Genomic DNA, 23,670 nt, shown 5'->3' on the forward strand with positions numbered 1-23,670 from the left:
CGCGTTGACCAGCGCTTTTCCGGTGGAGGAAGGTATGTCACAGACCCGGAGGACCCCCGCTCGCCGTTCCGCTCCCTGACCGCGCCCGGCGGTGCCCGGAGCCCCAGAGCGAAAGGACGAGGCATGCGGGACGTCGAAGAGCAGCCCGAGAACGTGACGGTCTCCGCGCCCAGGACCTGGGCCACCGGTGCGCCCGCCGTCGCGCACGCGCTGACGTACGCGCTGGGCCAGACCTCGGCGAAGCGCACCGCCCTCACCCTGCTGAACATCAACCAGCCACGCGGCTTCGACTGCCCCGGCTGCGCCTGGCCCGAGCCCGGACCGGAGGAGCGGCACCGCAACGAGTACTGCGAGAACGGCGCCAAGCACATCAGTGACGAGGCCACCACTCGCAGGGTGACCAGGGAGTTCTTCGCGCGCCACTCGGTCGACGAACTCAACGGGATGTCGGACCGCCTGCTCAACCAGCAGGGCCGGCTCACCGAACCGATGGTGCTGCGCGAGGGCGCACGCCACTACACACCCGTCGGCTGGGACGAGGCGCTGGACCTGCTCGCCGGCGAACTGCGCGGGCTGGACCACCCCGACGAGGCGCTGTTCTACACCTCCGGACGTCTCGCCAACGAGCCGGCCTTCCTGCTCCAGCTGCTGGCGCGCGCCTACGGCACCAACAACCTCCCGGACTGCTCCAACCTGTGCCACGAGTCCAGTGGGGCCGCACTTGGCGAGACCCTGGGCATCGGCAAGGGCAGCGTCAGCCTGGACGACCTCTACGACGCCGACCTGGTCTTCGTGGTCGGCCAGAACCCCGGGACGAACCACCCGCGGATGCTGTCGGCGCTGGAGGAGACCAAGCGCCGAGGCGGGCAGGTCGTGGCCGTCAACCCCCTGCCGGAAGCCGGGCTGCTGCGGTTCAAGCACCCGCAGAAGGCCCGGGGGATCGTCGGCCGGGGGACGGACATCGCCGACCAGTTCCTGCAGATCCGCCCCGGCGGCGACCTCGCCCTCTTCCAGGCACTCAACCGGTTGCTGCTGGAGGCCGAGGACGAGGCGCCCGGAACGGTACTGGACCGCGACTTCATCGACACGCACACCACCGGGTTCGACGCCTTCGCCGAGCACACCAGGAACGTCACCTGGCCCGAGATCCTGAGCGCCACCGGCCTGAGCAGGGCGGAGATCGAGCAGGTCCACGGCCGTGTGCTGGGCAGCCGCAGCGTCATCGTGTGCTGGGCGATGGGCCTGACCCAGCACAAGCACGGGGTGCCCACCATCCGCGAGGTCGTCAACTTCCTGCTGCTGCGCGGCAACGTCGGCCGGCCCGGGGCGGGGGTCTGCCCGGTCCGGGGCCACAGCAACGTGCAGGGCGACCGCACGATGGGCATCTGGGAGCGGATGCCGCAGTCGTTCCTCGACGCGCTGGGCGCCGAGTTCGGTTTCACCCCGCCCACCGCCCACGGTGTGGACTCGGTCGACGCCATCCGTGCCATGCGCGACGGCCGGGCGAAGGTCTTCGTCGGGGTCGCCGGCAACTTCGTCCGCGCCACCCCTGACAGCGACGCCACCGAGCGCGCCATGCGCAACTGCCGCCTCACGGTCCACATCTCCACCAAGCTCAACCGCTCCCACGCGGTGTGCGGGCGGACCGCGCTGATCCTGCCCACCCTGGGGCGCAGCGACCGTGACGTCCAGGCGGGCGGGGAGCAGTTCATGACGGTCGAGGACTCCATGAGCGAGGTCCACGCCACCCGCGGCCGACTGGCACCCGCATCCGGGCACCTGCTGAGCGAGGTCGCCATCATCAGCCGGCTGGCCCGCCGGGTCCTCGGCTCCTGCCCGGACATCCCCTGGGAGGACTTCGAGGCCGACTACGGCACCATCCGCGACCGGATCTCCCGAGTCGTCCCCGGCTTCGAGGACTTCAACGCGCGGGTGGCGCGGCCCGGGGGATTCCGGCTGCCCAACCCGGTCAACAGGCGCGTCTTCGCCACACCCAGCGGGAAAGCCGTGTTCACCGCGAACGAGGTCACCGTCCTGAAGGCCCCGGAGGGCCACCTCGTCCTGCAGACGCTGCGCTCCCACGACCAGTGGAACACCATCCCCTACGCCATGGACGACCGCTACCGCGGCATCAAGGGCGGCCGCCGTGTCGTCATGGTCCACCCCGACGACCTCGCCGCCCTCGGCATCGCGGACGCGGCCATGGTGGACCTGGTGGGCGTGTGGTCCGACGGGGTGGAGCGCAGGGCCCCGGGCTTCCGGGTCGTCGCCTACCCCACCAGCCGCGGTTCGGCGGCCTCCTACTACCCCGAGACCAACGTCCTGGTGCCCCTGGACAGCGTCGCCGACATCAGCAACACGCCCACCTCGAAGAGCGTCATCGTCCGGCTGGAGCCCGTCCCGGCGTGACCACGCGGCCCTTTCCCGACAGGCCCTGCGGCGCGCTGCGTTGCAGGGGGCGTGGGAACGCCGCCCCACCCGCAGCCGACCGCCGCCCGCCCCTTCCCGGGGGCAGGTTCCGTCGGCGGCCCCCCTCAGCGCAGCGCCTGCGCTCCTGTGACGGAGAGCAGTTGCAGCTTCTCGTAGCTCTCGCTGCCGGGGCCGGCGGTGTAGACGAGCAGTTGGTGGGACTGGCCCGGATCGAGCAGTGTCTGGCAGGTCAGTTCCAGGGTGCCCAGGCCGGGGTGGACGAAGCGCTTCACCTCGCGGGGCCGGATGCCGACCTCGTGGTCGTCCCACACCTGCCGGAACTCGGCACTGTGAGCCAGGAGCAGGTCGGCGAGGTGGGCTGCGCGGGAGCCGGGTCCGCGCAGTGTGACCAGCCCGCGCAGGCCCGAGGCGAACATCCGGGTGAGGAAGGGGTGGTCCTCGGGGGCGTAGAGCTGTCGCGTGGCGGGGTCGGTGAACCACCGGTAGCCGATGCTCCGGGCCGGGCCGCGGTAGGCGGTCAGGTCGCCGGTGAGCGCGACGCCGAGCGGAGTCTGGCGCAGGGTCTCGCCTAGCTCGGTGACGATCTCCGCGGGGGTGTCGTGCAGGCGGTCCAGGATGCGCAGCAGACCGGGGCTGATGTGCTCGCCGGCCGCTCCCCGCGTGGGTGGGCGGTGTCCGGCGAGCCGGAACAGGTGGTCGCGCTCGTCGAGGGAGAGGTGGAGCCCCTGCGCGATCGAGGCGATCATCTGCTCGGAGGGGTGAGGTCCGCGCTCCCGCTCCAGCCGTGAGTAGTAGTCGGTCGACATGTGGCAGAGGGCGGCGACCTCCTCCCGCCGCAGCCCGCTCGTCCGGCGGCGCTGTCCCCGGGGAAGGCCGACGTCCTCGGGTTGCAGTGCCTCCCGGCGGCGCCGCAGAAACCCGGCCAGTCCGGTCCGGTCGATCACCATGCCTGCCTCCTCGGGTGCTGCTCCGTTTCTACCGTCCGCGCAGCCGCGCAGCCACGGTCTGCCGGTCCCCCTCTTTGAGGACGCGGAGTACCAGCCGCGTCGCGGACCCGGTGGCCGGCGCGTGACCGGCCGCGCCACCCGGGTCAACCCGGCAGCCTGGCCTTCCCCGTCCGTGGCTCGGGAGGCCCTGAACGCCGACCGCGTCTTCCGGGACGGTGGTGGCGACAACGGGGAACGACACAGCGAGCAGGAGCGAAGAGATGCCGCGAACACCCCTCGACATGCACGTCCCGGACCTGACCGGCAAGCGCGCTCTCGTCACCGGAGCAAGCGACGGCATCGGGCTCGGCCTCGCCACGAGGCTCGCTGCGGCCGGTGCCGAGGTGCTGCTGCCCGTCCGCAACCCACGCAAGGGCGAGGCCGCGATCGCCGCGATCCGCCGTACGGCCCCCCGGGCGAACGTCTCGCTCCGCGACCTGGACCTGTCCTCACTCGCCTCCGTCGCTGCCCTCGGCGAGAAGCTGCGCGAGGAAGGGCGGCCGATCCACCTCCTCATCAACAACGCCGGCGTGATGACGCCGCCCGACCGGCAGCGGACCACCGACGGCTTCGAGCTCCAGCTCGGCGTCAACCACCTCGGCCATTTCGCCCTGACGGCCCGCCTGCTCCCGCTCCTGCGCGCCGGCCACGCGCGCGTGACCTCGCAGATCAGCGTCGCGGCGAACCGGGGGGCCGTCAACTGGGACGACCTGAACTGGGAACGCTCCTACGACGGCATGAAGGCGTACAGCCAGTCGAAGATCATGTTCGGGCTCTTCGGCCTCGCACTCGACCGGCACAGCAAGGCCAACGGCTGGGGCATCACGAGCAACCTCTCCCACCCCGGGGTCGCTCCCACGAACCTGCTCGCCGCTCGCCCCGAACTCGGACGCGGCCGGGACACCTCGGGCCGGCGCATCATCCGCGCCCTGTCCGCACGCGGCATCCTCCTGGGCACCGTACAGACCGCGCAACTCCCCGCCCTGTACGCGGCCACCTCCCCCGACGCCGGGCCCGGCTCGTTCTACGGCCCCGGCGGGCTCGGGCACCTGGGCGGCGCGCCGGCACAGCAGAAGCTCTACTCCCGCCTGCACGGCGTCGAGGAGGCCCAGCGCGTCTGGCGGACCTCCGAGGAACTGACGGAGGTGTCCTTCCCGAACGGCTGAGGCGCCGGAAGCCCCGTGTCGTGTCGGCGGCAATTCGACCGGCACGTGTGCCGAGTCGTGGTACTGCCGCACACGGCACGGGGCCTCCGGTCCGAGGGCGCGCTGGTCAGGCTGCGCGGCGAGGGCCCCGGGCTCAGCCGTCCCGGTGCCTGTGCGGAGCAACGTGCTCGTCCCGGACGCTGCGGTCGAGGTCATGCCCGAAGGGGCCGAAACCTACCTGACCGGCCCCGGCTACGGTGGAACGCCGGTTCCTGGCCCGGCGGCGCCGTGTCAGGCGTTCCCCGCCGACCCAGGACCACCGACCACCACCGACCCCGCCCCTGCCCGCGGCTCGCCCCCGGTGCAGTCAGGTCAGCGCTGCAGGGTCAGGACCCCCGGCCGCCAGGGCAGTTGGTCGTAGGGCCCGCTCGCGGTGGGCGACTTGCCCTGGTAGAGGAACTGCAGGTTGCAGGGGTCGATGGTCATGGTCTGGTCGGCGTTGTTGCGGACCAGGTCACCGTGGCTGATGTCGTTGGTCCAGGAGGCACCACTGTTGGCCTTGCCCGCAAAGGGGTTGCTCTCACTGGCGGCCTGCGGGGTCCACGAACCGCTCAGGCTGGAGGCCGTGAACGAGCGGAAGTAGCGCCCGTTCGCCCCCATCGCCTCGACGATCATGAGGTACTGGTTCTGCCCCTGCACCTTGTAGACCTGCACCCCCTCGAACAGGTTGTTCGTCGAGTCGCTCATGACCGTCGTGTACGAGGAGCCGAAGTTGCCGGGAAAGTTGCCGAGGGGCATGCTCGCCCGGTAGATCTTGCCGTTGTCACCGGCGAAGAAGAGGTACATGTTCTGGCCGTCACCGATCAGGGTCTGGTCGATGGGGCCGGTGCCGGAGCCGGAGAGGCTACCGGTGAACAGGGGCTGCGGTGAGGACCAGCCGTTGGGGTCGGTGGGGTCGCTCGACGTGCGGTAGATGAAGGGCCACGCACCCCACTGGTAGGCCAGCACCCAGATGTTCTTCGGTGCGAAGTAGAACAGCGTGGGCGCCACCGCGGCCTGACCCATCCCCTTCTGGCTGGTCGACGCCATGTCCGACCAGTTCGTGAACGGACCGAACATCATCGAGCCGTACGACGATCCCGAGACGTTCGAGGCGTAGACCAGGTGTTTGCCGTTGTACACCACGTTGGTGAAGTCCTTCAGTGACGTCCACCCGTTCGCCGGCTGCGCCAGCGCACCCGTCGACGTCCACCGGTACGACGACGGAAGGGAACAGGCGGCGTTCGCTGACGGGGCGCCGGTACCAGTGCCGCGTGGTGCGCCGCCGACGGCCGCCTGGGCCGGGTCGGCGGCGAGCGTGGCCGTCAACGCCACCATGGCCGCGGCTGCGGCGGTGAGCATCCCGGACAGACGTCGGCGGCTGGAACTTCCTCTGCGCATGGGGACCCCTTGATCCTTGGGTAAGCGGGTGCTGATCTGACGAGGGCATGACAGGTGCACAGGTCGCGCGCACTCCTTCCGGTTCGGCCGTGCGGTGTTGGCCCGGAGGTTCCTCGCCGTGCCGGTGGAGCGTCCGGGGCGGTTCGTAATACCGAACAACGGTCGAAGTGTCGAGCACTCTGGATGATAGGGAGCCGGTTGGCGGCGTCAATACCTCTCGCAAGGTTCGCCAGTTGCACCGGTAAGTTTCGCGAGCGCCTGCGCCTCACGCTCGTGGCGTCCGGTGGGTGGCGGCAGCACTCGGAGGGTACGCACGCCGAGGAGAGCCCGGGATGCCTGCCCGCGCGGCGGGGGGAGAGGGGCGAGCAGGCGGGTCCGGCCCGCGTCGCCACCGCGTCCTGACGCGCGAGTGGGCCGGTCCCGGTTCGATGTGCCGGAACCGGCCCTCCGGCCGCCCTGCCTCCCTCCCCGCGCCGACCGTGTCGCCGTGCAGCGGATCGGTGGGGATCGCTCCGGGCTGCAGGCCCGGGAAAACGGTTGCGGGTCGCGCCTGCTGTCGGCCCGGCGACCGCGTCCCGCGCGCCCGCATCACGCGGAGGACGGGCGGAGGTGCGGTCCGCGGGAACCGGTCCGCCGCCGCAGGCCGGCCGGACGAAGCAGTCGGTCGCACCTGCCGGTCAGGTCAGCCGATCGGCTCGGGCATGGGTACGACGTCGTAGCGGAGGTCGATGGCATCGCCGGTCGCCGGGTCGGACAGCTCGACCCGCCACCGGCCGGCGAACTGGTCGACCCCCTCCCGCATCGGGATCGTCCCCGAGATGAGCACCGTGCCCGGTGTCAGCTCACCGCGCTCCCGCAGGACCTCGACCCAGTACGCCGGGGCGAGGAGCTCCCCGGCGGTGCCGTCCTGGATGAGGGTCTCCCGGCCGCCGCCGGCAGGAGTCACCCATGCGCGGAGGGTGAGAGTGTCCAGGCGGTCCTCGACGTCGGCCAGCCGCCAGGCACGCCCCGCCAGCACGTCGGGCCCGGCGTTCTTGCTCCAGGCCACGCCGTGCGCCTCCAGCGCACGGTCGGTGTGGTCACATGCCACAGTGAGCAGCAGGTCACCGGTGGCGTCCACGACCAGGCCCCACTCCGCCTCGCCCGAGGTGCGGGCGTGCTGGACCGGTACCTGCGTGGTCTGCTGGGCCAGGTACGGCGCCACGGGGTACAGGGCCGGGGTCGTGGTCGGCGCGGGGACGCCGAGCTCGGCCAGCTCGGCCACGTGGGCCGCCACGTCCTCCTGGCTTCGGCCGGCGTATCCGGCGTTCAGCAGCCGTGCGACCTCGACCTCGCGCCGCGTTCCGTCAGGCAGTTCGAAGCTCAGGACACCCATGGTTCCTCCAGGTCACAGTCGGTTGCACGCGAATGAATTCCCCCACGGGGGGTTGCGCATACGACCTGTATACAGCAAGTATGCCGAGTGGTGCAGCAAACGAGATCAAGGTGGCCGGCTCATGGACAACATCGAACCGCGGGGCGCGAGCGCCCACCCCGGCACGCACGCCCAGCCCCCTGACCGGGGATCGCTCGTGCGCGCCTTCGTCGCGAGCCTTACCGGTACCTCGCTGGAGTGGTACGACTTCGCGATCTACTCCGCGGCGTCGGCGCTCGTCTTCGGCAAGCTCTTCTTCCCCTCCAGCGATCCCCTGACCGGGACCCTCCTGGCCTTCTCCACCTACGCGGTCGGGTACGTCTCCCGCCCGGTCGGCGGGTTCCTCTTCGGGCGGCTCGGCGACGTGATCGGGCGCAAGAAGGTGCTCGTCGTGACACTGGTGCTGATCGGCGTGGCCACGGTGCTGATCGGCTGTCTGCCGACCCAGTCCGCCGTCGGCCCGGTCGCACCGGTCCTGCTGGTGCTGCTGCGCTTCGCGCAGGGCGTCGGGGTGGGCGGCGAGTGGGGCGGCGCCGTCCTGCTGTCCAGCGAGTACGGCGACGCGAGGCGGCGCGGGTTCTGGGCGTCGGCCGCGCAGATCGGGCCCCCCGCGGGCAACCTCATGGCGAACGGCGTGCTGGCGGCCCTCGGTGTGCTGCTGAGCGAGCAGCAGTTCCTCGCCTGGGGGTGGCGCATCGCGTTCCTGCTCTCCGGTGTGCTGGTGGCCTTCGGCCTGTGGATCCGGTTGCGCCTGGAGGAGACCCCGGTCTTCAAGGGCATGGAGGCCAGCGGGGAGCGTCCGCAGGCCCCCATCCGCGAGGTCTTCACCACCCAGCCGCGCGCCCTGGTGGCAGCCGTGTTGTGCCGGGTCACCCCGGACGTGCTCTACGCCCTGTTCACCGTTTTCGTCCTCACCTACGCGACCAACGAGCTGGGCATGGCGCGCGGCAGGGCGCTGACCGCCGTGCTCGTCGCCTCGGCCCTGCAACTCGTGCTCATCCCGCTGGCCGGGGCGCTCTCGGACCGCTGGAACCGCCGCTGGATGTACCTCGGGGGCTCGGTCGCGGCCGGGGTGTGGCCGTTCGTGTTCTTCCCGCTGGCCGACACCGGTTCCTGGGGGCTGCTGGTGGTCGGTGTCGTGCTGGCCCTGGTCATCCACTCCTTCCTGTACGGGCCGCAGGCCGCCTTCGTCGCCGAGCAGTTCACGCCCCGGCTGCGCTACACGGGCTCGTCGCTGGCCTACACGCTGGCGGGGGTGATCGGGGGCGCGGTGGCGCCGCTGCTGTTCACCGCGCTGCTGGGCGCCTTCGGCACGTGGCTGCCGCTCGCCCTGTACGTGGCCGGCACGGCCGTGGTCACCGTGGTGGGCGTGCTGCTGGGCCGGAACGCGGACCACGACGAGGACGAGGAGTACGCCCGCCTGTCGTACGGCGGCGCGCCCGCGACCACCGCACCGGCCGGGGAATGAGCCCCGAGGGGCGGGCAAGCCGCACCGCCCGGAGGGGGCGGACGGTCACAGGCAGGAACCGAGGAGGACGGAAAGAGACATGCGCGTCGCACTGTGCCAGATGACGGCTTCGGACGAACCGCAGGACAACCTCGCGCAGGTACGGGAGACCGTACGCCGCGCGGCCGGGGAGGGGGCGCGGCTGGCCGTCTTCCCCGAGGCGGCCATGGTGCGCTTCGGAGGCCCCCTGGCCCCGGTGGCGGAGCCGCTGGACGGGCCCTGGGCCGACGGGGTGCGGGCGGTCGCCGAGGAGACCGGCGTGACCGTCGTCGCGGGCATGTTCACCCCGGCGAGCGGTGGGCGGGTCGCCAACACCCTGCTGGCGACAGGCCCCGGCGTCGAGGACTCCTACGACAAGATCCACCTCTACGACGCGTTCGGCTTCCGCGAGTCGGACACCGTCGCCGCCGGTGAACGGGTGGTGACCGTGCAGGTCGACGGCGTCGGAGTGGGGCTGGCGACCTGCTACGACCTGCGCTTCCCCGAACTCTTCCGGGCGCACGCCGACGCGGGTGCCGAACTCACCGTCCTCCCCGCGTCCTGGGGTGCCGGCCCCGGCAAGGTGGACCAGTGGGACCTGCTGGTGCGCGCCCGGGCGGTGGACGCGGCGCTGTGGGTCGCCGCTGTCGGTCAGGCGCCGCCGGACCCGGAGGCAGACCTGCGGCAACCGACCAAGGCACCCACCGGCGTGGGCCGCAGCACCCTCGTCGCGCCTGACGGCACGGTGCGCGCGCGTCTGGGCAGCGCACCCCAGCTCCTGGTCCAGGACGTGGACGTCTCGGAGGCCGCCCGGGTCCGCCGGGCTGTGGCCGTGCTCGACAACCGCCGGCTGTAGAGGGCCGTCGGGGCAGGTTCCGGGCGCCCGCACTCGCATCGCGGGTACGGGCGCCCACTCCGCGCCGGTGACCGCCAGTGCGCCCTCCCGTCACCTGCCGGCCCTGATCCGTCAGGCGGCCGTCAGGCGGTCCGGGGGCGGAGGCTCGTCTCAGGCTGCGAGCAGGATGCGCCGGGTGGCCCTGATGTGGCCGTCGATGGCCGCACACGCCGCTCCGGCGTCACCCGTGGCGAGGGCGTCGAGGATCTGCCGGTGCTCGGAGAGCACCTCCTCCTGGCGGTTGCCCGAACGGTAGAGCGCGATCACACCCGCCCGGATCTGACGGCTGCGGAGCGCGTCGTACTGCCTGCTCATCAGCGTGTTGCCGACGGCGGCGACGAGGGTGGCGTGGAAGCGGTGGTCGGCGGCGATGAAGTCCTTGGCGTTGTGCTCACCCCGCAGGTCCTCCTGGTCCGCCAGGATGCGGTGCATCTCCTCCACGGGGGCGACGCCCTGCTCGGTGGTGCGCTCGGCCGCGTACCGCTCGATGAGGCTGCGCATCTCCATCAGTTCGCCGATCTCGCGCCCGGACAGACGGGCGATGTGAGCACCGCGCTTGGGCACCAGGCGGACCAGGTCCTCGGCCGCGAGGAGGAGCAGCGCCTCACGGATCGGGGTGCGGGAGACGCCGATCCGGTCGGCGATCTCCTGCTCCGACAGGAAGCGGTCCTGCATCTCGGGATCGGTGAGCACGCTGTCCTTCAGGTAGGCGTATGCCTTTTCCCGCCCGGACTGCATCATCTCCCCCTCAGGGCTGCATACAACGTGTATGCAGAAGGTAGCACGGCGGGGGTCTCCGCCGGTGCCTGTTCCTCCGCGCGCACGTGGTCTGCTGCCGTGCGCGGCGGCTTTCCGGAGCGAGGGCGGGGGAGTGGCCCGCCGTCCGTCACACACCACGGGCGCAGGGGGACGCCGAGGTGTCCCGCCCGGATGTCGCGGAGAGCCCCGGCGGCCCCGCCGCGCGTACGATCACCGCCTCACCGCCCGCAGGGGCGAGCCGGGTGGCAAGGAAGAACGGTCCACCCTCACCCGTGACCGTCTCGTTCCCCCCCAAGTGGCAAGTCCTGTACTAACGTTGGATGATGCTCGCACACCCCGTCGACCGGCCGGCCGACCTCGACGTCGTCCGTGACTCCTACGACAGGGTGGCCGACAACTACGCCCACATGGTCGTGACGACGGGCGTCGGCGACATCCGCAGGCATCCCTGGCTCAAGGCGTCGATCGACGCCTTCGCCGACACGGTGCGCGGGCGCGGGCCCGTCCTCGACGTCGGCTGCGGCCCCGGAACGGTGACGGCCTACCTCGCCGAACGCGGACTGGACGTCTCCGGGGTGGATCTCTCTCCCCGCATGATCGAGAACGCGCGCCGGCTGCATCCGGAGTGCCGTTTCACCGTCGCCTCCGCCACCGAGCTCGACCTCGGTGAGGCCTCCCTGGGCGGGGTGCTCGGGTGGTGGTCGCTGTTCCATCTGCCCAGGCACGTCCTCCCCCAGGTCCTCGCCCTGTTCGCACGCGCGCTGAAGCCGGGCGGGCACCTCATCACCGGCACGCACGTCGGTGACGAGGACGCGGTGCGCACCGAGGCCTACGGAGGCGTACCCGTCCGCTGGACGACACACAAGTGGCGGCCGGAACAACTCGTCGACCTGATCGAGCAGGCCGGCCTGGACCCGGTCGCCGAACTCCGGCTCCCCCCGGAGGAACACAGCGGGCCCGGGCTGGTCGTCATGGCCCGGCGACCCGCCTGACGGTCACCGGGAAGCGAGTGGTGCCGCTCCCTCCGCCCGGACCACCACCCGACGCCGGTCCCGCCTCCGCGCCCCACCGCGCTTTGGTGAGGGCCCGTCACCCCTCCCACCAGGGGGAGCCGCGGGCCGACCCATTATGATGACGCCACCGCGACGGGCCGGACCTCGTATCGCCCGCCCGGGGGCGGCCCCGGCCGTCCACCAGAGCAGGAGCCCCACCCGTGCCGTTCGCGTCGCGTCTGCCCCTCCGCCCGCTGCCGGCCGCCGTCCTCGCGTGCTGCCTGTCCCTGGCGGGCTGCGCCACCAGCGGCGGCGCTCCCGGAACCGGTGCCCCCGCCACGGCCGTCCCGAGCGGCCACGTCGCACCGCCGGAAGCGGGAGCCGGCTTCGACTACCAGATAGGCGGCGCCTACCGGCCCGCCGCGGGAGTCACCGTGGTCTCCCGGGACCGCACCTCGCCGGCCGCCGCAGGGCACTACAACGTCTGCTACGTCAACGCCTACCAGGCGCAGCCCGACGCCGTCGACTGGTGGCGCGACCACCACCCCGACCTGCTCCTGCGCGACCACGCGGGCCACGAGGTCGTCGACGAGGACTGGCAGGAACCGCTGCTGGACATCTCGACCCCCGGCAAGCGCACCGCCCTCCTCGCGGTGGAGCGCCCGTGGATCGAGGGCTGCGCGAAGAACGGCTTCCAGGCGGTCGAACCGGACAACCTCGACTCCTACACCCGCTCCCACGGCCTGCTGGACAAGGCGGACGCCGTCGCCTTCGCCCGGCTCCTGACCGGCAGGGCCCATGCCGAGGGCCTGGCGGTGGGCCAGAAGAACACCACCGAGGTCCTGGACCAGCAGGGCCGGACGCACTTCGACTTCGCGGTCGCCGAGGAGTGCGCCGAGTACGACGAGTGCGGCGAGTACGCACGCACCTACCACGAGCACGTCCTCGTCGTGGAGTACACCCGGAGTGGCTTTCACCGGGCCTGCGAGGACTGGGGCAGCAAGCTGTCCGTCGTGCTGCGCGACCGCGACGTCACCCCACGCGGGAAGCACGGACACGTCTTTGCCCGCTGCTGAGAACCCGCCCTCGCGGCAGTTCCCCGCTCGGCGCGGGGGCACGAGAGCCCGGGTGTCTCCTGAGCGTCCGGCCTCCTCGGCCCGGCGGGACCCCGCCCGTCCCGGCGTGTGTCCGGACATCGACGTACCCGCACCGGACCGCCCCTGTGACCAGGGCCGCTGCGCATAGTCTGAGGGGCGTCCGTACAGGACGAGCCGCACGCCACCGGGAGGACGCAGAACCATGGGCACCACGAGGGACAGGATCGGGACCGCGGTCACTCTGGCGGGCATCGCCGCTGCCGCGCCCTCGGTGTGGCAGACCGTCACCCACATCACCGACGACACCTACCGGGCCCCCGAGGTGCGGCACGGCGCCGGACACGTCCAGTACCACATGGCGCGCGAGGCCCTGGTGACCGCGGGGGCGATGGCGGGAGTGGCGCTCGCCGCGCTCGCCGGACCGGGCCGCGGACACACCGGCTGGCGGGGCATGGCCGCCGCCACGGCCGGCTTCGCGGCGGCCATGTGGTCGGGCGGCCCCACCACCGGCGTCTGGGCGCCGAACCGCAAGGCCCTGCTGCTGCACGTCGCGTCCACCGGCGCACTGGTCACGGGCGTCGCCCTGCTGAGGCCCCGGGCGGGACGGTGACCGCGGTGATCGTGGCGGGCGGCGGTCCGGTCGGGCTGCTGACCGCCGCGCTGCTGGACGCCGCCGACGTGCCTGTCGAGGTGTTCGAGAAGAACGACGCCCCCAGCGAGCATTCCAAGGCCACCACGGTCCACCCGCGCACGCTGGAGATCCTCACCACGCTGCGCGTCGCGGACGGACGCCGCATGGCGGACGTCCTGCTGGAGCAGGGCAGGACCACCCCGCACACCCACTTCGCGACCCTGCCGCGACTGCTGGACTACTCGGACCTGGACACTCCCTACCCCTTCGTCCTGATGATCCCGCAGGCACGCACCGAGCGGGCCCTGCTGGCTCACCTGCGCGACCGGGACGTGCCCGTCCACTACGGCCGGCCGGTGACCGGCACGGAACAGCGCCCCGACGGGGTCCGGGTCACTGTCGGCGACACCGTCCACGAGGCCCGCTACCTGGTGGGTGCCGACGGCGCCCACAGCCTGGTGCGGCGTCTGACCGGCGTCGAGTTCCCCGGGAGCCCGCCCACATCGATCGGCTTCGTCGCCGACGTGGCGCTGAACCAGCCGCCACGGGCCGCCCGGCACCTGTGGTTCCGCGACACGGGGAACATGAGCGTCCTGCCGCTGCCGGACGGCCGTTACCGCGTCTTCGGCACCGAGGCCGCCGACACCGGTCTCACGGCCGAGGAGGTGCGCGCCCGCCAGGCGCAGCCGTTGACCCTGCCCGCGCTGCTGGACTCCGTCCGACGGATCACCGGCACCGACTGCGGCATCACCGAGGCGTACTGGCTGTCCCGCGTCAGCGACTCCAACCGCCACGCCGCCCGCTACCGCACCGGCCGGGTCCTGCTGGCGGGCGACGCCGCACACGTCCACTTCCCCGCCGGCGGGCAGGGACTCAACGTGGGGCTCCAGGACGCCGCCAACCTGGCGTGGAAACTCGCCGCCGAGGTCCACGGACGGGCCGCACGGGGGACGGTCGACGGCCCCTTCGGCTACGACCACGAGCGGCGACCGGTGGCCGCGCGGCTCGCCGCCAACACCCTCGCACAGGGCGCCCTGATGACCACCTTCACCCCCGGTGGAGAGGCGCTGCGCGACCTGTTCACCGAGCTCGTGGCGCGAGGCGACGGCACGGCCGCTGAGCTGGTCTCCTGGCTCTCCGGGCTGGGCGTCTCCTACCCGGCGCCGGACGGCCACCACCCGCTGACCGGCACCCGGGCGCCCGACCTGGCGCTGGCCGACGGCTCCTCCCTGATGCGCGCCCTGCACCCCGAGCGCTTCCTGCTCGTCGACCTCATACCGGGTGGCTGCCTCAGCGACCTCGCGACGCCGCAGGTCCAGGTGCGTGCCGCGCGCCCGGCCGCAGGCCCCTGGGAGGGCCTGGCCGCCGTCCTGGTCCGCCCCGACGGCCACGTCGCCCACGCCACCTCCCACGCCGGACCCGAGGAGACGGCGAGGGCCATCGCCGAGTGGGCACCGCCCGTGGAGGTCAGCAAGCGGGCGAGCTGACACCCGGCGCCCCGGACCGCGCGGGGGACCTCCGCCGGGGCCGTCCACGAACACGACCGTCCTTCTCCGCCCGTGCACGGGGGCGGGGCCGTCGGGGTGCCTGCCGTCGCGGGGCTCCGGACCGCTGCCTTGCGGTCTGCGGATCTGCGGATCTGCGGGCCTGTCGCCGAAGGTGTGTGCCGTGCGTTGCCGCATGTGGTCCGGCTGGTGCACGCGGGGTGGTCAAGTCATGGGTGGGCCCGGGGCCGGGGGAGGGAACGCGATGTCGAAGGACCGACCTCTTTGCCGCCTCGGCCGGAGCCGGGGAGACGCGCGCGGTGCATATATCGGTGGTGCGGGGTACTCCGGACATCGGGCGGGCACTGCGAGTGTTCACCGTCCCGCCGGATGCGATGTGAGGAGGCCGGTATGGCTGACAAGGGCGCCATGGACAAGCTCAAGGGCAAGGGCAAGGAGATGGCCGGCAAGGCCACCGGCGACAGCCGGATGAAGGGCGAGGGCCGCGCCGACCAGGCCAAGGGCAAGGCAAAGGACGCGGTGGACGAGGTCAAGGGCCAGGGCAAGGGTGCCAAGGAAGCCCTGACGGACCGCGACCGCACCGACGAGACCTGACGCCTCCCGCACCACCTCGCGGCCCGGCCTGCCACCTCCGCTCCTGCGCGCAGGGCAGTCGCCGGGCCGCGCCGTCTGCCGGCGCTGACGCCTCCCTGCGCGGGTCGCGCCCGTACGAAACCGCATCCCCCCGCAGGGCAGCTCGCCTCGGACAGGCCGCGTCCGCCGGCGCCTCCGCTTTCTCCTCACCGGCCTGCGGCCAGGTCCTCCGTTGCGGGCTTGTCGCGCCCACTCCTGTGATGCCCTGAACCTTCGTCGTCGGTGACCTGTGTCCGTCCTCATGGCGGCGGTGACGGCGGGGTCCTCCTGCGTTCTGCCCGAGTCGGGCGCACATGCCATATGGCGAGTTGTGGCGTGTTGGGTTCTGTTCTGCCGCCCCGACTGTTGACGCAGGTGTGAACATGACAACACACTGAGCGGCGTCCGATTCGAGTGAAGGGCTACCGCTGTGGCCAGGACGCGAAGACTTGCCCCGTTATGGGTGCTCGCACTGCTCGTCGCACTGATCACGTTCCACGCCGCTCCGGCCCGGGCGGCCACCACGACGATCACTGTGGACGGGACGCAGGGCGGTCGTACCTTCGACGGCATCGGGGCCATCAGTGGAGGCGGTGGCAACTCCCGGCTGCTGACGGACTACCCGGCCGCCCAGCAGGAGCAGATCCTGGACTACCTCTTCACACCGGGCTACGGCGCGAACCTCCAGTTGCTGAAGCTGGAGATCGGCGGTGACGCCAACTCCACCGACGGTTCCGAGCCGTCGATCGAGCACTCCCGCGGTGTGGTCGACTGCGACGCCGGCTACGAGTTCTGGCTCGCGGAGCAGGCCAAGGCCCGGAACCCGGAAATCGGCCTGTACGGGCTGGCGTGGGCCGCCCCCGGGTGGATCAACGGGGGCTTCTGGTCCGACGACACCATCGACTACCTGATCTCCTGGCTCGGCTGCGCCAAGCAGCACGGCCTGACCATCAGTTACCTCGGCGGGTGGAACGAACGCGGACACGACGCCGGTTGGTTCGTCCGGCTGCGCACGGCCCTGGACAGCGCCGGTTACTCCGGGGTGAAGCTCGTGGCGGACGACTCCGGGTGGGGCGTGGCCGACGACATGGCCAAGGACCCGGCCTTCAACGACGCCGTCTCCGTCATCGGCGCGCACTACTCGTGCGAGGGCGGCGACGGCGGCAACGCCCACACCTGCTCCAGCACCACCACGGCGAAGAACAACGGCAAGCCGCTGTGGGACAGTGAGAACGGCTCCCAGGACATGGACACCGGGGCCCCCGCACTGATCCGGGCCATCACCCGCGGCTACACCGACGCCAGGATGACCAGTTACTTCAACTGGCCGCTGATCGCCGCGCTCTACCCCAACCTGCCGTACGACACCGTGGGCCTCGCCACCGCCGGGTCGCCCTGGTCGGGCAACTACACCATCGGTGCGAGCACCTGGGCCACCGCCCAGGTCACCCAGTTCACCCGGCCGGGGTGGAAGTTCGTCGACTCGGCATCGGGTTACCTGGGCGGTTCGGAGTCCAACGGCACCTACGTGACGATGAGGTCGGACACGGGTCCCGCCTACTCGACCGTCCTGGAGACCACCACTTCCGACGCGCCGCAGACCGCCGACTTCCACGTCCAGGGCGGGCTGTCGGCCGGCACCGTCCACGTGTGGGCCACCGACGTCAACCACCCCAGCTCCTCGACGTCCTTCGTCCACACCCAGGACATCACCCCGGCCGGCGGTTCCTACTCGTTGACCATGCAGCCCGGCTACGTCTACACGGTCACCACCGTCGCCGGCGGCGGCAAGGGCACCGCCACCGCACCGGCCGCACACGGACTGCCCCTGCCCTACTCCGACACCTTCGACGACGAAGCCGAGGGAACCCAGGCGAGGTACCTCTCCGACATGCAGGGCTCCTTCGAGGTCCGGCCCTGCACCGGCCGGGCCGGCAGGTGCGTGCAGCAGATGGCACCCGTCAAGCCCATCGAGTGGCAGGACGACTCCGACTCCTACTCGCTGATCGGCGACCCGGCCTGGTCGAACTACACCGTCAGCGCGGACGTCCTGCTGCGCAGCGCGGGGACGACGGAGCTGCTGGGACGCGCCAACACGCAGTTGCGCCCGCAGTCACACATGAACGCCTACTACTTCCGTATCCGCGACACCGGACAGTGGTGGATCGAGAAGATGTACACCGACGGCTCGAACCACACCCTGGCCACCGGTACCACCGCCGCCCTGGGCACCGGTACCTGGCACGAACTGTCCTTCACCTTCCAGGACAGCCGGATCAGCGCCGAGGTCGACGGGAAGCAGGTCGGTTCGGTCACCGACACCTCCTTCCAGTCCGGGCAGGCGGGTCTGGGTATCCAGGGGTACCGCACCGACCAGTTCGACAACCTCTCCGTCACCCCGGGGAGCGGAAGCGGTGGCGGCCCGGTGACCGGCAGGATCAGCTCTGCCCTGAACACGGCCAAGTGCCTGGACGACTACCGCGCCTCGACGACCGCCGGTGCCGTCGTCGACATCTGGGACTGCAACGACTCCCCGGCCCAGCAGTGGACCCGGGGCAACGGCTCGGTGACCACCGGCGGCCTGTGCCTGGACGTGGTCGGGGGCGCGACCGCCAACGGCAGTCCGGTGGACCTGTGGACCTGCAACGGGAACGGCAACCAGCGGTGGACCGTGAACAACGGCACCCTGGTCAACCCCGCCTCCGGCCGCTGCCTGGACATCCCCGACCTGGACACCACCAACGGCGTACCACTCGAGATCTGGGACTGCAACAACGGCGCCAACCAGAAGTGGAATCTTCCCGCCGGACAGTGAGACCCGCCGTCGCCAAGACGCTGAAGAGCGGTACTCCCGTGCCTTCGGCGCACCTGGCCGGCATGCACACCACCTTCCTCCGCACCTTCCCCGCACAGGAGAGGCACGTTTCATGAGGCACTCCTTCGCACGTCTCGCCACGGTGCTGGCTGCCGCCCTCAGCATCGGGGTCGTCCTGCCGGCGGCGGCCGACAGCGGCCGGGCCCAAGCCGCCGACCACGGCAGGGCCCGAGCCGCCGCACCCGCCGCGCTGCGCCTGATGCCGTTGGGCAACTCCATCACCTGGGGCGTCGGCAGCCCGTCCGGCAACAGCTACCGCGGCTTCCTGTGGAACGAACTGGCCGCCGAGGGGCACAGCCTGGACTTCGTCGGCTCCGGCCGCAACGGCACGATGTCCGACCCCGACAACGAAGGCCACTCCGGCTGGCGCATCGACCAGATCGCCGGCATCGCCGACTCCGTCCTGGCGCGTTACCGCCCCAACGTCATCACACTGGAGATCGGCACCAACGACCTCAACGGCAACTACCAGGTCCCCACGGCAACCGACCGGCTCAGCGCGCTCATCGACCAGATCACCCGTGCCGCCCCGGACGCGACGGTCCTGGTCGGCACCCTGATCGTCTCCACGAGCGCCACCGAGGAAGCCAGCAGACCGGCGTTCAACGCAAAGCTCCCCGGCATCGTCCAGGCCAAACAGGCTGCGGGCGAACACGTGCGCCTGGTGGACATGAGCGCCCTGACCACCGCCGACCTGTCCGACGCCCTGCACCCCAACGACAACGGCTACAGCAAGATGGCCGACGCCTTCAACGCCGGCATCCAGGCAGCCGACGCCGCCGGGTGGATCACCCCACCGACCGCCGTCGCCGGCGGACCGGTGCGCTCGGCCGACGCCGGTGGCGCCGACCAGCACTGGTCCGCCCAGGGCGCTTGACACCTGCGACCTGCGGCACGCCGCGCCGCAGGTCGCCCGGGACGGGAGCCGGCACGCGCCGTCGCAGCCGATGGTGGACGGGTTCTCGTCCCGGGCGCACGGTTCCCGTGCGGGGCGGTGCGGTGGCCGGCAGCAGGGGCCCGCTCAGGAGCCCGTCCCGTCCGGGGCGGGGCCGGTCGACTCCCTGACGACGAGATGCGGAGGCGGCACGTCCATAGAGGGCGCCACCCGTTCGCCCAGCATGGTCAGCAGCCGCAGGGCGGTGGCCCGGCCGATGAGCTGTACGTCCTGGCTGATCGTGGTGAGCCGCGGGTGCATCCAGACACCGATCGGCAGGTCGTCGTACCCGATGACGGAGACGTCGTCGGGGACCCGCAGCCCCAACCGGGCCAGGGTGCCCATACCGGTCAGCGCCATCGCGTCGTTGGCGTACAGGACGGCGGTCGGCCGCCGGGTGCCCTCGAAGAGACGGGTCGTCGCCCGGGCCGCCTCCGCGTTGCCGAACTCGCCGGCGAGCACGGCATGCGGTCGCAGACCGTGCCCGGCCAGCGCCTCCTCCAGGGCCCTGCGCCGCAGCACGTTGTGGACCCGGTCCTCCGGCCCCGCCACCGACGCGATCGACCGGTGCCCCAGCCCGAGAAGATGCTCCACGGCTGCGGTGACGGCCTCCATCTGGCCTTCCACGTGCAGGCTCTCGACCGGTCCGGCCGCCGGGGACCGGTCGTTCCACGCCCTGCCCACCAGCAGCCCCGGCATGTGCAGCCGGTGCAGCAGGCCGGGACGGGTGTCGCCGATACGGCTCTCGGTGAGGACGAAGGCGTCGACCCGGCGTTCCCGCGCGAGCCGTTCGTAGAGCTGCTGTTCGTGGTGGGTGTCCGCCCCGATGAGGTGCAGTTGCAGCCCGTACCCGAGCGGGCCCAGCTCCTGCTCCATGCCGGCGATCAGCTCGGAGAAGTAGGGGTCGGTGGTCAGCAGGTCCGGGGCGCGGGAGACGACCAGGCCCACGGTGCGGGTGCGTTCACCGCGCAGTGCGGTGGCGGACGCGCTCGGCGACCAGCCGAGCTTGCGTGCCGCGTCGAGGATCCGTTCCCTGGTCGGTTCCGAGATGCCCGGGCGGTTGTTGAAGACCTTGGAGACCGCGGACTTCGACACCCCGGCGAGCGCCGCGACATCGAGGATCGTGGGCTGCGCCGGGCGGGCACGCGTCGGCGTGGCCGGAACGCTGTCCCGTTCGGTCGTCATGCTGGAGGCCTCCGGTTCGTCTCTTCCCCGCTGTCCGCCGTCCGGCACGGTCCGGTGGCGCGTGACCACGTCCGCCGTCACATCTTGATCGCACCGCTGATCAGTGCCTCCTCCATCCGGCGCTGGAGCAGTACGTACACGATATAGACCGGGACGAGGGTGAGGGCCGTGCCCGCCATGAGCACCCCGTACTCGGTGGCCTGGTTGCTCTGCAAAGTCGGCAGGGCGACCTGGATGGTCCGCCGGCTGGTGTCGGGGCCGATGATGACGAGGGAGTAGAGGTACTCGTTCCAGAAGTTGAGGAAGTGCAGCAGGATCGTCGCGATGCCCGGCATGCAGAGCGGTACGAAGATCCGGCACAGCACCGTCAGCGTCCCGGCGCCGTCCACCCGGGCGCTCTCCGCCAGCTCCGCCGGGGTGGTGCGCATGAACTGGGTCAGTACCACCACCGACAGCGGCATGGCCCCTGCGGGCAGCAGGAGCATCACCAAGGTACGGGTGTGGAAGAGGCCGGTGCAGGCGGCCATCAGGAAGGTCGGCACCAGCGCGGCGAAGGTGGGGACGAGGAAGCCGAGTGGGAAGAGACGCTCCAGGACCTGCGCGGTGCGGCCGTGCCCGCGGGGGAGAGCGAAGGAGGCCGGCACGGCGAGGAGCAGCGTCAGGACGAGCGCCACATCGGTGACCAGGACGGAGTTCACCAGTACCAGATCGAGCCGGGCATAGCGCAGCGCGTCGCCGAAGTAGTGCCACTGGGGGTGTGCCGGTGGCGTGAGAGGGGAGTCGAAGACCGCGGTGGTGGTCTTGAACGAGGAGATCAGCAGGTAGTACAGCGGCAGCACCAGTACCGGGGCGTAGAGCCAGACCACGGTGTGGCTCAGCCCGGCGAGCAGGCGGCCGAGGCCGTGCGGGCGCCGCCCGCCCGGGTGCCGGGGTGCGGAGGGCGCGGCGGCCGGGGGGTTCGCTTCCCCTCCGGAATCCTCCCGATCGTCGCGTCGAAACCATGAGTGGAACGGTTTCACGCAGCTCAGCGAGAGCTGTTGGGGCCGTCGACACCTTCTTTCCATTGCATTTCAACGCAACAACTCTCCCGTCTGCAGGCCTTGTTCGCCTACGAGTGGAACGGTATACCTGTGGCCGCGCGAGAGCCGACGACGGCCGCGTACGCATCGGCCGCCACGGCCGGAAAGGAACGATCACGTCATGCGGCGCAACCTCAAGTCGATCGACCCCACGGGCAAGCAGGCCCCCTGGCTGGGAGTCAACTTCTGGTCCAGGACGGGAGGGCCGCTGATGTGGCGCTCCTACGACCCCTCGGTCATCGACCAGGAACTCCGGGTGCTGGCCGACCACGGCCTCAACCTGACCCGGAGCTTCTTCTACTGGCCCGACCTGATGCCCACCCCGGACGCGCTGGACGCGACCATGCTCGACCGGTTCGAGGACTTCCTCGACCGGCACGCGCAGGCCGGCATGCGCACGATCCCCACCTTCGTGGTGGGCCACATGTCGGGCGAGAACTGGGACCCCGCCTGGCGGCAGGGCCGCGACCTGTACGGCGACGTGTGGATGGTGGCCAGGCAGGCGTGGATGGCGCGCGAACTCGCCCGCCGCTTCGCCCCCCACGAGGCCGTCGCGGGGTGGCTCGTCTCCAACGAGATGCCCATCTACGGCGACCCGGTCGGCCGGGGCAACGGCACCACCGACCACACCCACGTCTCCTCCTGGGCGCAGATCGTCGTCGACTCCCTGCGGGCCGGCGGCGCCACCCAGCCCGTCTCCCTCGGTGACGGTGCGTGGGGTGTGGAGGTCACCGGGCACGACAACGGCTTCCGCATCCGGGAGATCGCCCCGATGGTGGACTTCATGGGGCCGCACGTCTACCGGATGGAGACCGACCAGATCCGTCAGCACCTCAACGCGGCGTACATCTGCGAACTGCTGGACTTCACCGGAAAGCCGGTCGTCCTCGAGGAGTTCGGCGTCACCACCGACTTCGTCTCCGAGGAGAACGCCGCCCACTACTACCGGCAGGTACTGCACAACACCCTGCTCGCGGGGGCCACCGGCTGGATCGCCTGGAACAACACCGACTACGACCACCTGGCCGGCCAGGACCCCTACCGGCACCACCCCTTCGAACTGCACTTCGGCGTCACCGACAACACCGGCCGCCCCAAGGCACCGCTGCGCGAGCTGCGCGACTTCGGCCGCGTACTGGAACGTATCGACCTGCCCCGGTGCCGCCGCCCCGACACCGACGTCGCCCTCATCGTGTCCTCCTACCTCGAGGAGCAGTACCCCTTCACCGTGCCGGACGACGCGCAGCTGGTGTTCGAGACCGTCCGGCAGGGGTACGTCGCAGCACGCGAGGCGGATCTGCCCGTCGGCCTCGCCCGTGAGAAGGACGGCCTCCCCGAGGGCTGCGCGCTCTACCTCGCCCCGTCCGTCAAGCAGCTCACCGCGCCCACCTGGAACCGGCTGGAGGAACTGGCGGAGGGAGGAGCGACCTGTTACGTCTCCTTCTGCGCCGGCACCCACGACAACCAGCGCGGCCCCTGGTACGCGGGCGTCGACCGGCTCTTCGGCGTCCGGCACACCCTGCGCTACGGACTGGTCCACCCCATCGAGGACGACACCGTGACGCTCACCCTCACCCAGGACCTGGGGGGACTGCCGGCCGGCACCCGTCTCGACTTCCGGGCCGCGGGAACCGCCAACTCCCGTTCGTTCCTGCCCGTGGCGCCCGACGGCGCCGAAGTGCTGGCCACGGACGGGCACGGCAGGCCCGCGCTGCTGCGCCGCCGTGTCGGCACCGGCTCGATCGTCCTGTGCACCTACCCCGTCGAGCACATGGCCGCGGCCTCCTCCTTCGTCAACCCCGAGCCCACCCACCTGCTGTACGCCGCCCTCGCCCGTGACGCCGGCATCCGCCAGGACGTCACCGTCGCCGACCCGGAGGTCCTCGTCGGCGAGTTGCGCCACGCGGACGGCCGGCGCTTCATCTGGTTCACCAGCCAGCACGACAGTGCGGTGACCGCGAAGCCGGTACTCGCCGACGGGTTGGCCCTCCGCGACGAGCAGGGCGAGCCGCTGGGCGAGGTGGCCCTGCCGCCGTTCGGGGTCCGCGTCCTGCAACTCACCACGGCCTGAGCCGTACCCCCGTCCTCACCGCCCGAAGGGAAACACCCCACGACGTCAGGGAGTTCGGTGCCGTCGGTGACGGCAACGCCGCGGTCCAGAGGCCGCCGGGGACGCGTGGGCTGCAGCAGGCGGCTGCCGGGTGC

Annotated in this window: 16 protein-coding genes and 2 pseudogenes; 12 read left to right on the forward strand and 6 right to left on the reverse strand. The window is 71.5% G+C overall.

Annotated elements, in window-relative coordinates:
* Positions 1 to 123 precede the first annotated feature (123 nt).
* Positions 124 to 2,409, forward strand: a complete 2,286-nt coding sequence (locus ACFV3R_RS27865) for an FdhF/YdeP family oxidoreductase (RefSeq protein ID WP_385588862.1) — start codon at positions 124 to 126, stop codon at positions 2,407 to 2,409.
* Between the two features lie 125 nt (positions 2,410 to 2,534).
* Here the strand turns inward: ACFV3R_RS27865 and ACFV3R_RS27870 are convergent, their stop codons facing one another.
* Entirely contained in the window at positions 2,535 to 3,377 is an 843-nt protein-coding gene (locus tag ACFV3R_RS27870) for a helix-turn-helix transcriptional regulator (RefSeq protein ID WP_385588864.1), read from the reverse strand.
* 260 nt (positions 3,378 to 3,637) lie between these two features.
* On the opposite strand from ACFV3R_RS27870, the gene ACFV3R_RS27875 reads away from it, so the two are divergent.
* Positions 3,638 to 4,582 carry an SDR family oxidoreductase gene (locus ACFV3R_RS27875; protein WP_385588866.1) on the forward strand — a complete coding sequence of 315 codons (945 nt, stop codon included), beginning with the start codon at positions 3,638 to 3,640 and terminating at the stop codon, positions 4,580 to 4,582.
* A gap of 351 nt (positions 4,583 to 4,933) precedes the next feature.
* Here ACFV3R_RS27875 and ACFV3R_RS27880 read toward each other — a convergent pair.
* Both ACFV3R_RS27880 and ACFV3R_RS27885 read right to left on the reverse strand, forming a co-directional pair.
* Positions 4,934 to 5,869: pseudogene (locus ACFV3R_RS27880) on the reverse strand (non-reducing end alpha-L-arabinofuranosidase family hydrolase); the annotation flags it as partial.
* Positions 5,870 to 6,683: 814 nt separating this feature from the next.
* Positions 6,684 to 7,376 (reverse strand): DUF2848 domain-containing protein, encoded by a 693-nt coding sequence (locus ACFV3R_RS27885; protein ID WP_385588868.1) that lies wholly within the window; start codon positions 7,374 to 7,376, stop codon positions 6,684 to 6,686.
* Positions 7,377 to 7,572: 196 nt separating this feature from the next.
* Here ACFV3R_RS27885 and ACFV3R_RS27890 point away from each other — a divergent pair, with 196 nt between their 5' ends.
* Both ACFV3R_RS27890 and ACFV3R_RS27895 read left to right on the forward strand, forming a co-directional pair.
* The gene (locus ACFV3R_RS27890; protein ID WP_385588887.1) at positions 7,573 to 8,883 is read left to right on the forward strand and encodes an MFS transporter; all 1,311 of its coding nucleotides are present in this window, start codon (positions 7,573 to 7,575) and stop codon (positions 8,881 to 8,883) included.
* A gap of 79 nt (positions 8,884 to 8,962) precedes the next feature.
* A complete protein-coding gene (locus tag ACFV3R_RS27895; RefSeq protein ID WP_385588870.1) occupies positions 8,963 to 9,757 on the forward strand; it encodes a carbon-nitrogen hydrolase family protein in 795 nt (264 codons plus the stop codon).
* A 150-nt stretch (positions 9,758 to 9,907) separates the two neighbouring features.
* On the opposite strand, the gene ACFV3R_RS27900 is transcribed toward ACFV3R_RS27895, so the two are convergent.
* Complete coding sequence (locus ACFV3R_RS27900; RefSeq protein ID WP_385588889.1) at positions 9,908 to 10,534, reverse strand: GntR family transcriptional regulator; 627 nt, start codon at positions 10,532 to 10,534, stop codon at positions 9,908 to 9,910.
* A gap of 344 nt (positions 10,535 to 10,878) precedes the next feature.
* Here ACFV3R_RS27900 and ACFV3R_RS27905 point away from each other — a divergent pair, with 344 nt between their 5' ends.
* The 7 genes and pseudogenes from ACFV3R_RS27905 to ACFV3R_RS27935 form a co-directional block, all read left to right on the forward strand.
* The gene (locus ACFV3R_RS27905) at positions 10,879 to 11,547 is read left to right on the forward strand and encodes a class I SAM-dependent methyltransferase (RefSeq protein WP_385588891.1); all 669 of its coding nucleotides are present in this window, start codon (positions 10,879 to 10,881) and stop codon (positions 11,545 to 11,547) included.
* A gap of 221 nt (positions 11,548 to 11,768) precedes the next feature.
* Positions 11,769 to 12,623 (forward strand): endo alpha-1,4 polygalactosaminidase, encoded by an 855-nt coding sequence (locus ACFV3R_RS27910; RefSeq protein WP_385588871.1) that lies wholly within the window; start codon positions 11,769 to 11,771, stop codon positions 12,621 to 12,623.
* Between the two features lie 223 nt (positions 12,624 to 12,846).
* Positions 12,847 to 13,254 carry a hypothetical protein gene (locus tag ACFV3R_RS27915; RefSeq protein WP_385588873.1) on the forward strand — a complete coding sequence of 136 codons (408 nt, stop codon included), beginning with the start codon at positions 12,847 to 12,849 and terminating at the stop codon, positions 13,252 to 13,254.
* A complete protein-coding gene (locus ACFV3R_RS27920) occupies positions 13,251 to 14,762 on the forward strand; it encodes an FAD-dependent monooxygenase (RefSeq protein ID WP_385588875.1) in 1,512 nt (503 codons plus the stop codon). Before ACFV3R_RS27915 ends, ACFV3R_RS27920 begins: the two co-directional genes overlap by 4 nt.
* Positions 14,763 to 15,170: 408 nt before the next feature.
* Positions 15,171 to 15,374, forward strand: coding sequence for a CsbD family protein (locus ACFV3R_RS27925; protein ID WP_385588877.1), 204 nt, complete (start codon positions 15,171 to 15,173; stop codon positions 15,372 to 15,374).
* A 481-nt stretch (positions 15,375 to 15,855) separates the two neighbouring features.
* Positions 15,856 to 18,207 carry a ricin-type beta-trefoil lectin domain protein gene (locus ACFV3R_RS27930; protein ID WP_385588879.1) on the forward strand — a complete coding sequence of 784 codons (2,352 nt, stop codon included), beginning with the start codon at positions 15,856 to 15,858 and terminating at the stop codon, positions 18,205 to 18,207.
* A gap of 112 nt (positions 18,208 to 18,319) precedes the next feature.
* Positions 18,320 to 19,108: pseudogene (locus ACFV3R_RS27935) on the forward strand (SGNH/GDSL hydrolase family protein); the annotation flags it as partial.
* A gap of 180 nt (positions 19,109 to 19,288) precedes the next feature.
* Here the strand turns inward: ACFV3R_RS27935 and ACFV3R_RS27940 are convergent.
* Positions 19,289 to 20,386 carry a LacI family DNA-binding transcriptional regulator gene (locus ACFV3R_RS27940; RefSeq protein ID WP_385588881.1) on the reverse strand — a complete coding sequence of 366 codons (1,098 nt, stop codon included), beginning with the start codon at positions 20,384 to 20,386 and terminating at the stop codon, positions 19,289 to 19,291.
* Between the two features lie 77 nt (positions 20,387 to 20,463).
* On the reverse strand, positions 20,464 to 21,252 hold the full coding sequence (locus tag ACFV3R_RS27945; RefSeq protein WP_385588883.1) for a carbohydrate ABC transporter permease: 789 nt from the start codon (positions 21,250 to 21,252) through the stop codon (positions 20,464 to 20,466).
* A 334-nt stretch (positions 21,253 to 21,586) separates the two neighbouring features.
* On the opposite strand from ACFV3R_RS27945, the gene ACFV3R_RS27950 reads away from it, so the two are divergent.
* A complete protein-coding gene (locus ACFV3R_RS27950) occupies positions 21,587 to 23,536 on the forward strand; it encodes a cellulase family glycosylhydrolase (protein WP_385588885.1) in 1,950 nt (649 codons plus the stop codon).
* The last annotated feature ends 134 nt before the right edge of the window (positions 23,537 to 23,670 follow it).

Source organism: Streptomyces sp. NPDC059740 (genome assembly GCF_042733155.1).
Classification (GTDB): Bacteria; Actinomycetota; Actinomycetes; order Streptomycetales; family Streptomycetaceae; genus Streptomyces.

Bases quoted from the DNA above. Each gene is read 5' to 3' on its own strand.
- ACFV3R_RS27865 (WP_385588862.1), top strand. From the start codon at position 124: ATGCGGGACGTCGAAGAGCAGCCCGAGAACGTGACGGTCTCCGCGCCC.
- ACFV3R_RS27870 (WP_385588864.1), bottom strand. From the start codon at position 3,377: ATGGTGATCGACCGGACCGGACTGGCCGGGTTTCTGCGGCGCCGCCGG.
- ACFV3R_RS27875 (WP_385588866.1), top strand. From the start codon at position 3,638: ATGCCGCGAACACCCCTCGACATGCACGTCCCGGACCTGACCGGCAAG.
- ACFV3R_RS27885 (WP_385588868.1), bottom strand. From the start codon at position 7,376: ATGGGTGTCCTGAGCTTCGAACTGCCTGACGGAACGCGGCGCGAGGTC.
- ACFV3R_RS27895 (WP_385588870.1), top strand. From the start codon at position 8,963: ATGCGCGTCGCACTGTGCCAGATGACGGCTTCGGACGAACCGCAGGAC.
- ACFV3R_RS27900 (WP_385588889.1), bottom strand. From the start codon at position 10,534: ATGCAGTCCGGGCGGGAAAAGGCATACGCCTACCTGAAGGACAGCGTG.
- ACFV3R_RS27905 (WP_385588891.1), top strand. From the start codon at position 10,879: ATGCTCGCACACCCCGTCGACCGGCCGGCCGACCTCGACGTCGTCCGT.
- ACFV3R_RS27915 (WP_385588873.1), top strand. From the start codon at position 12,847: ATGGGCACCACGAGGGACAGGATCGGGACCGCGGTCACTCTGGCGGGC.
- ACFV3R_RS27925 (WP_385588877.1), top strand. From the start codon at position 15,171: ATGGCTGACAAGGGCGCCATGGACAAGCTCAAGGGCAAGGGCAAGGAG.
- ACFV3R_RS27940 (WP_385588881.1), bottom strand. From the start codon at position 20,386: ATGACGACCGAACGGGACAGCGTTCCGGCCACGCCGACGCGTGCCCGC.
- ACFV3R_RS27950 (WP_385588885.1), top strand. From the start codon at position 21,587: ATGCGGCGCAACCTCAAGTCGATCGACCCCACGGGCAAGCAGGCCCCC.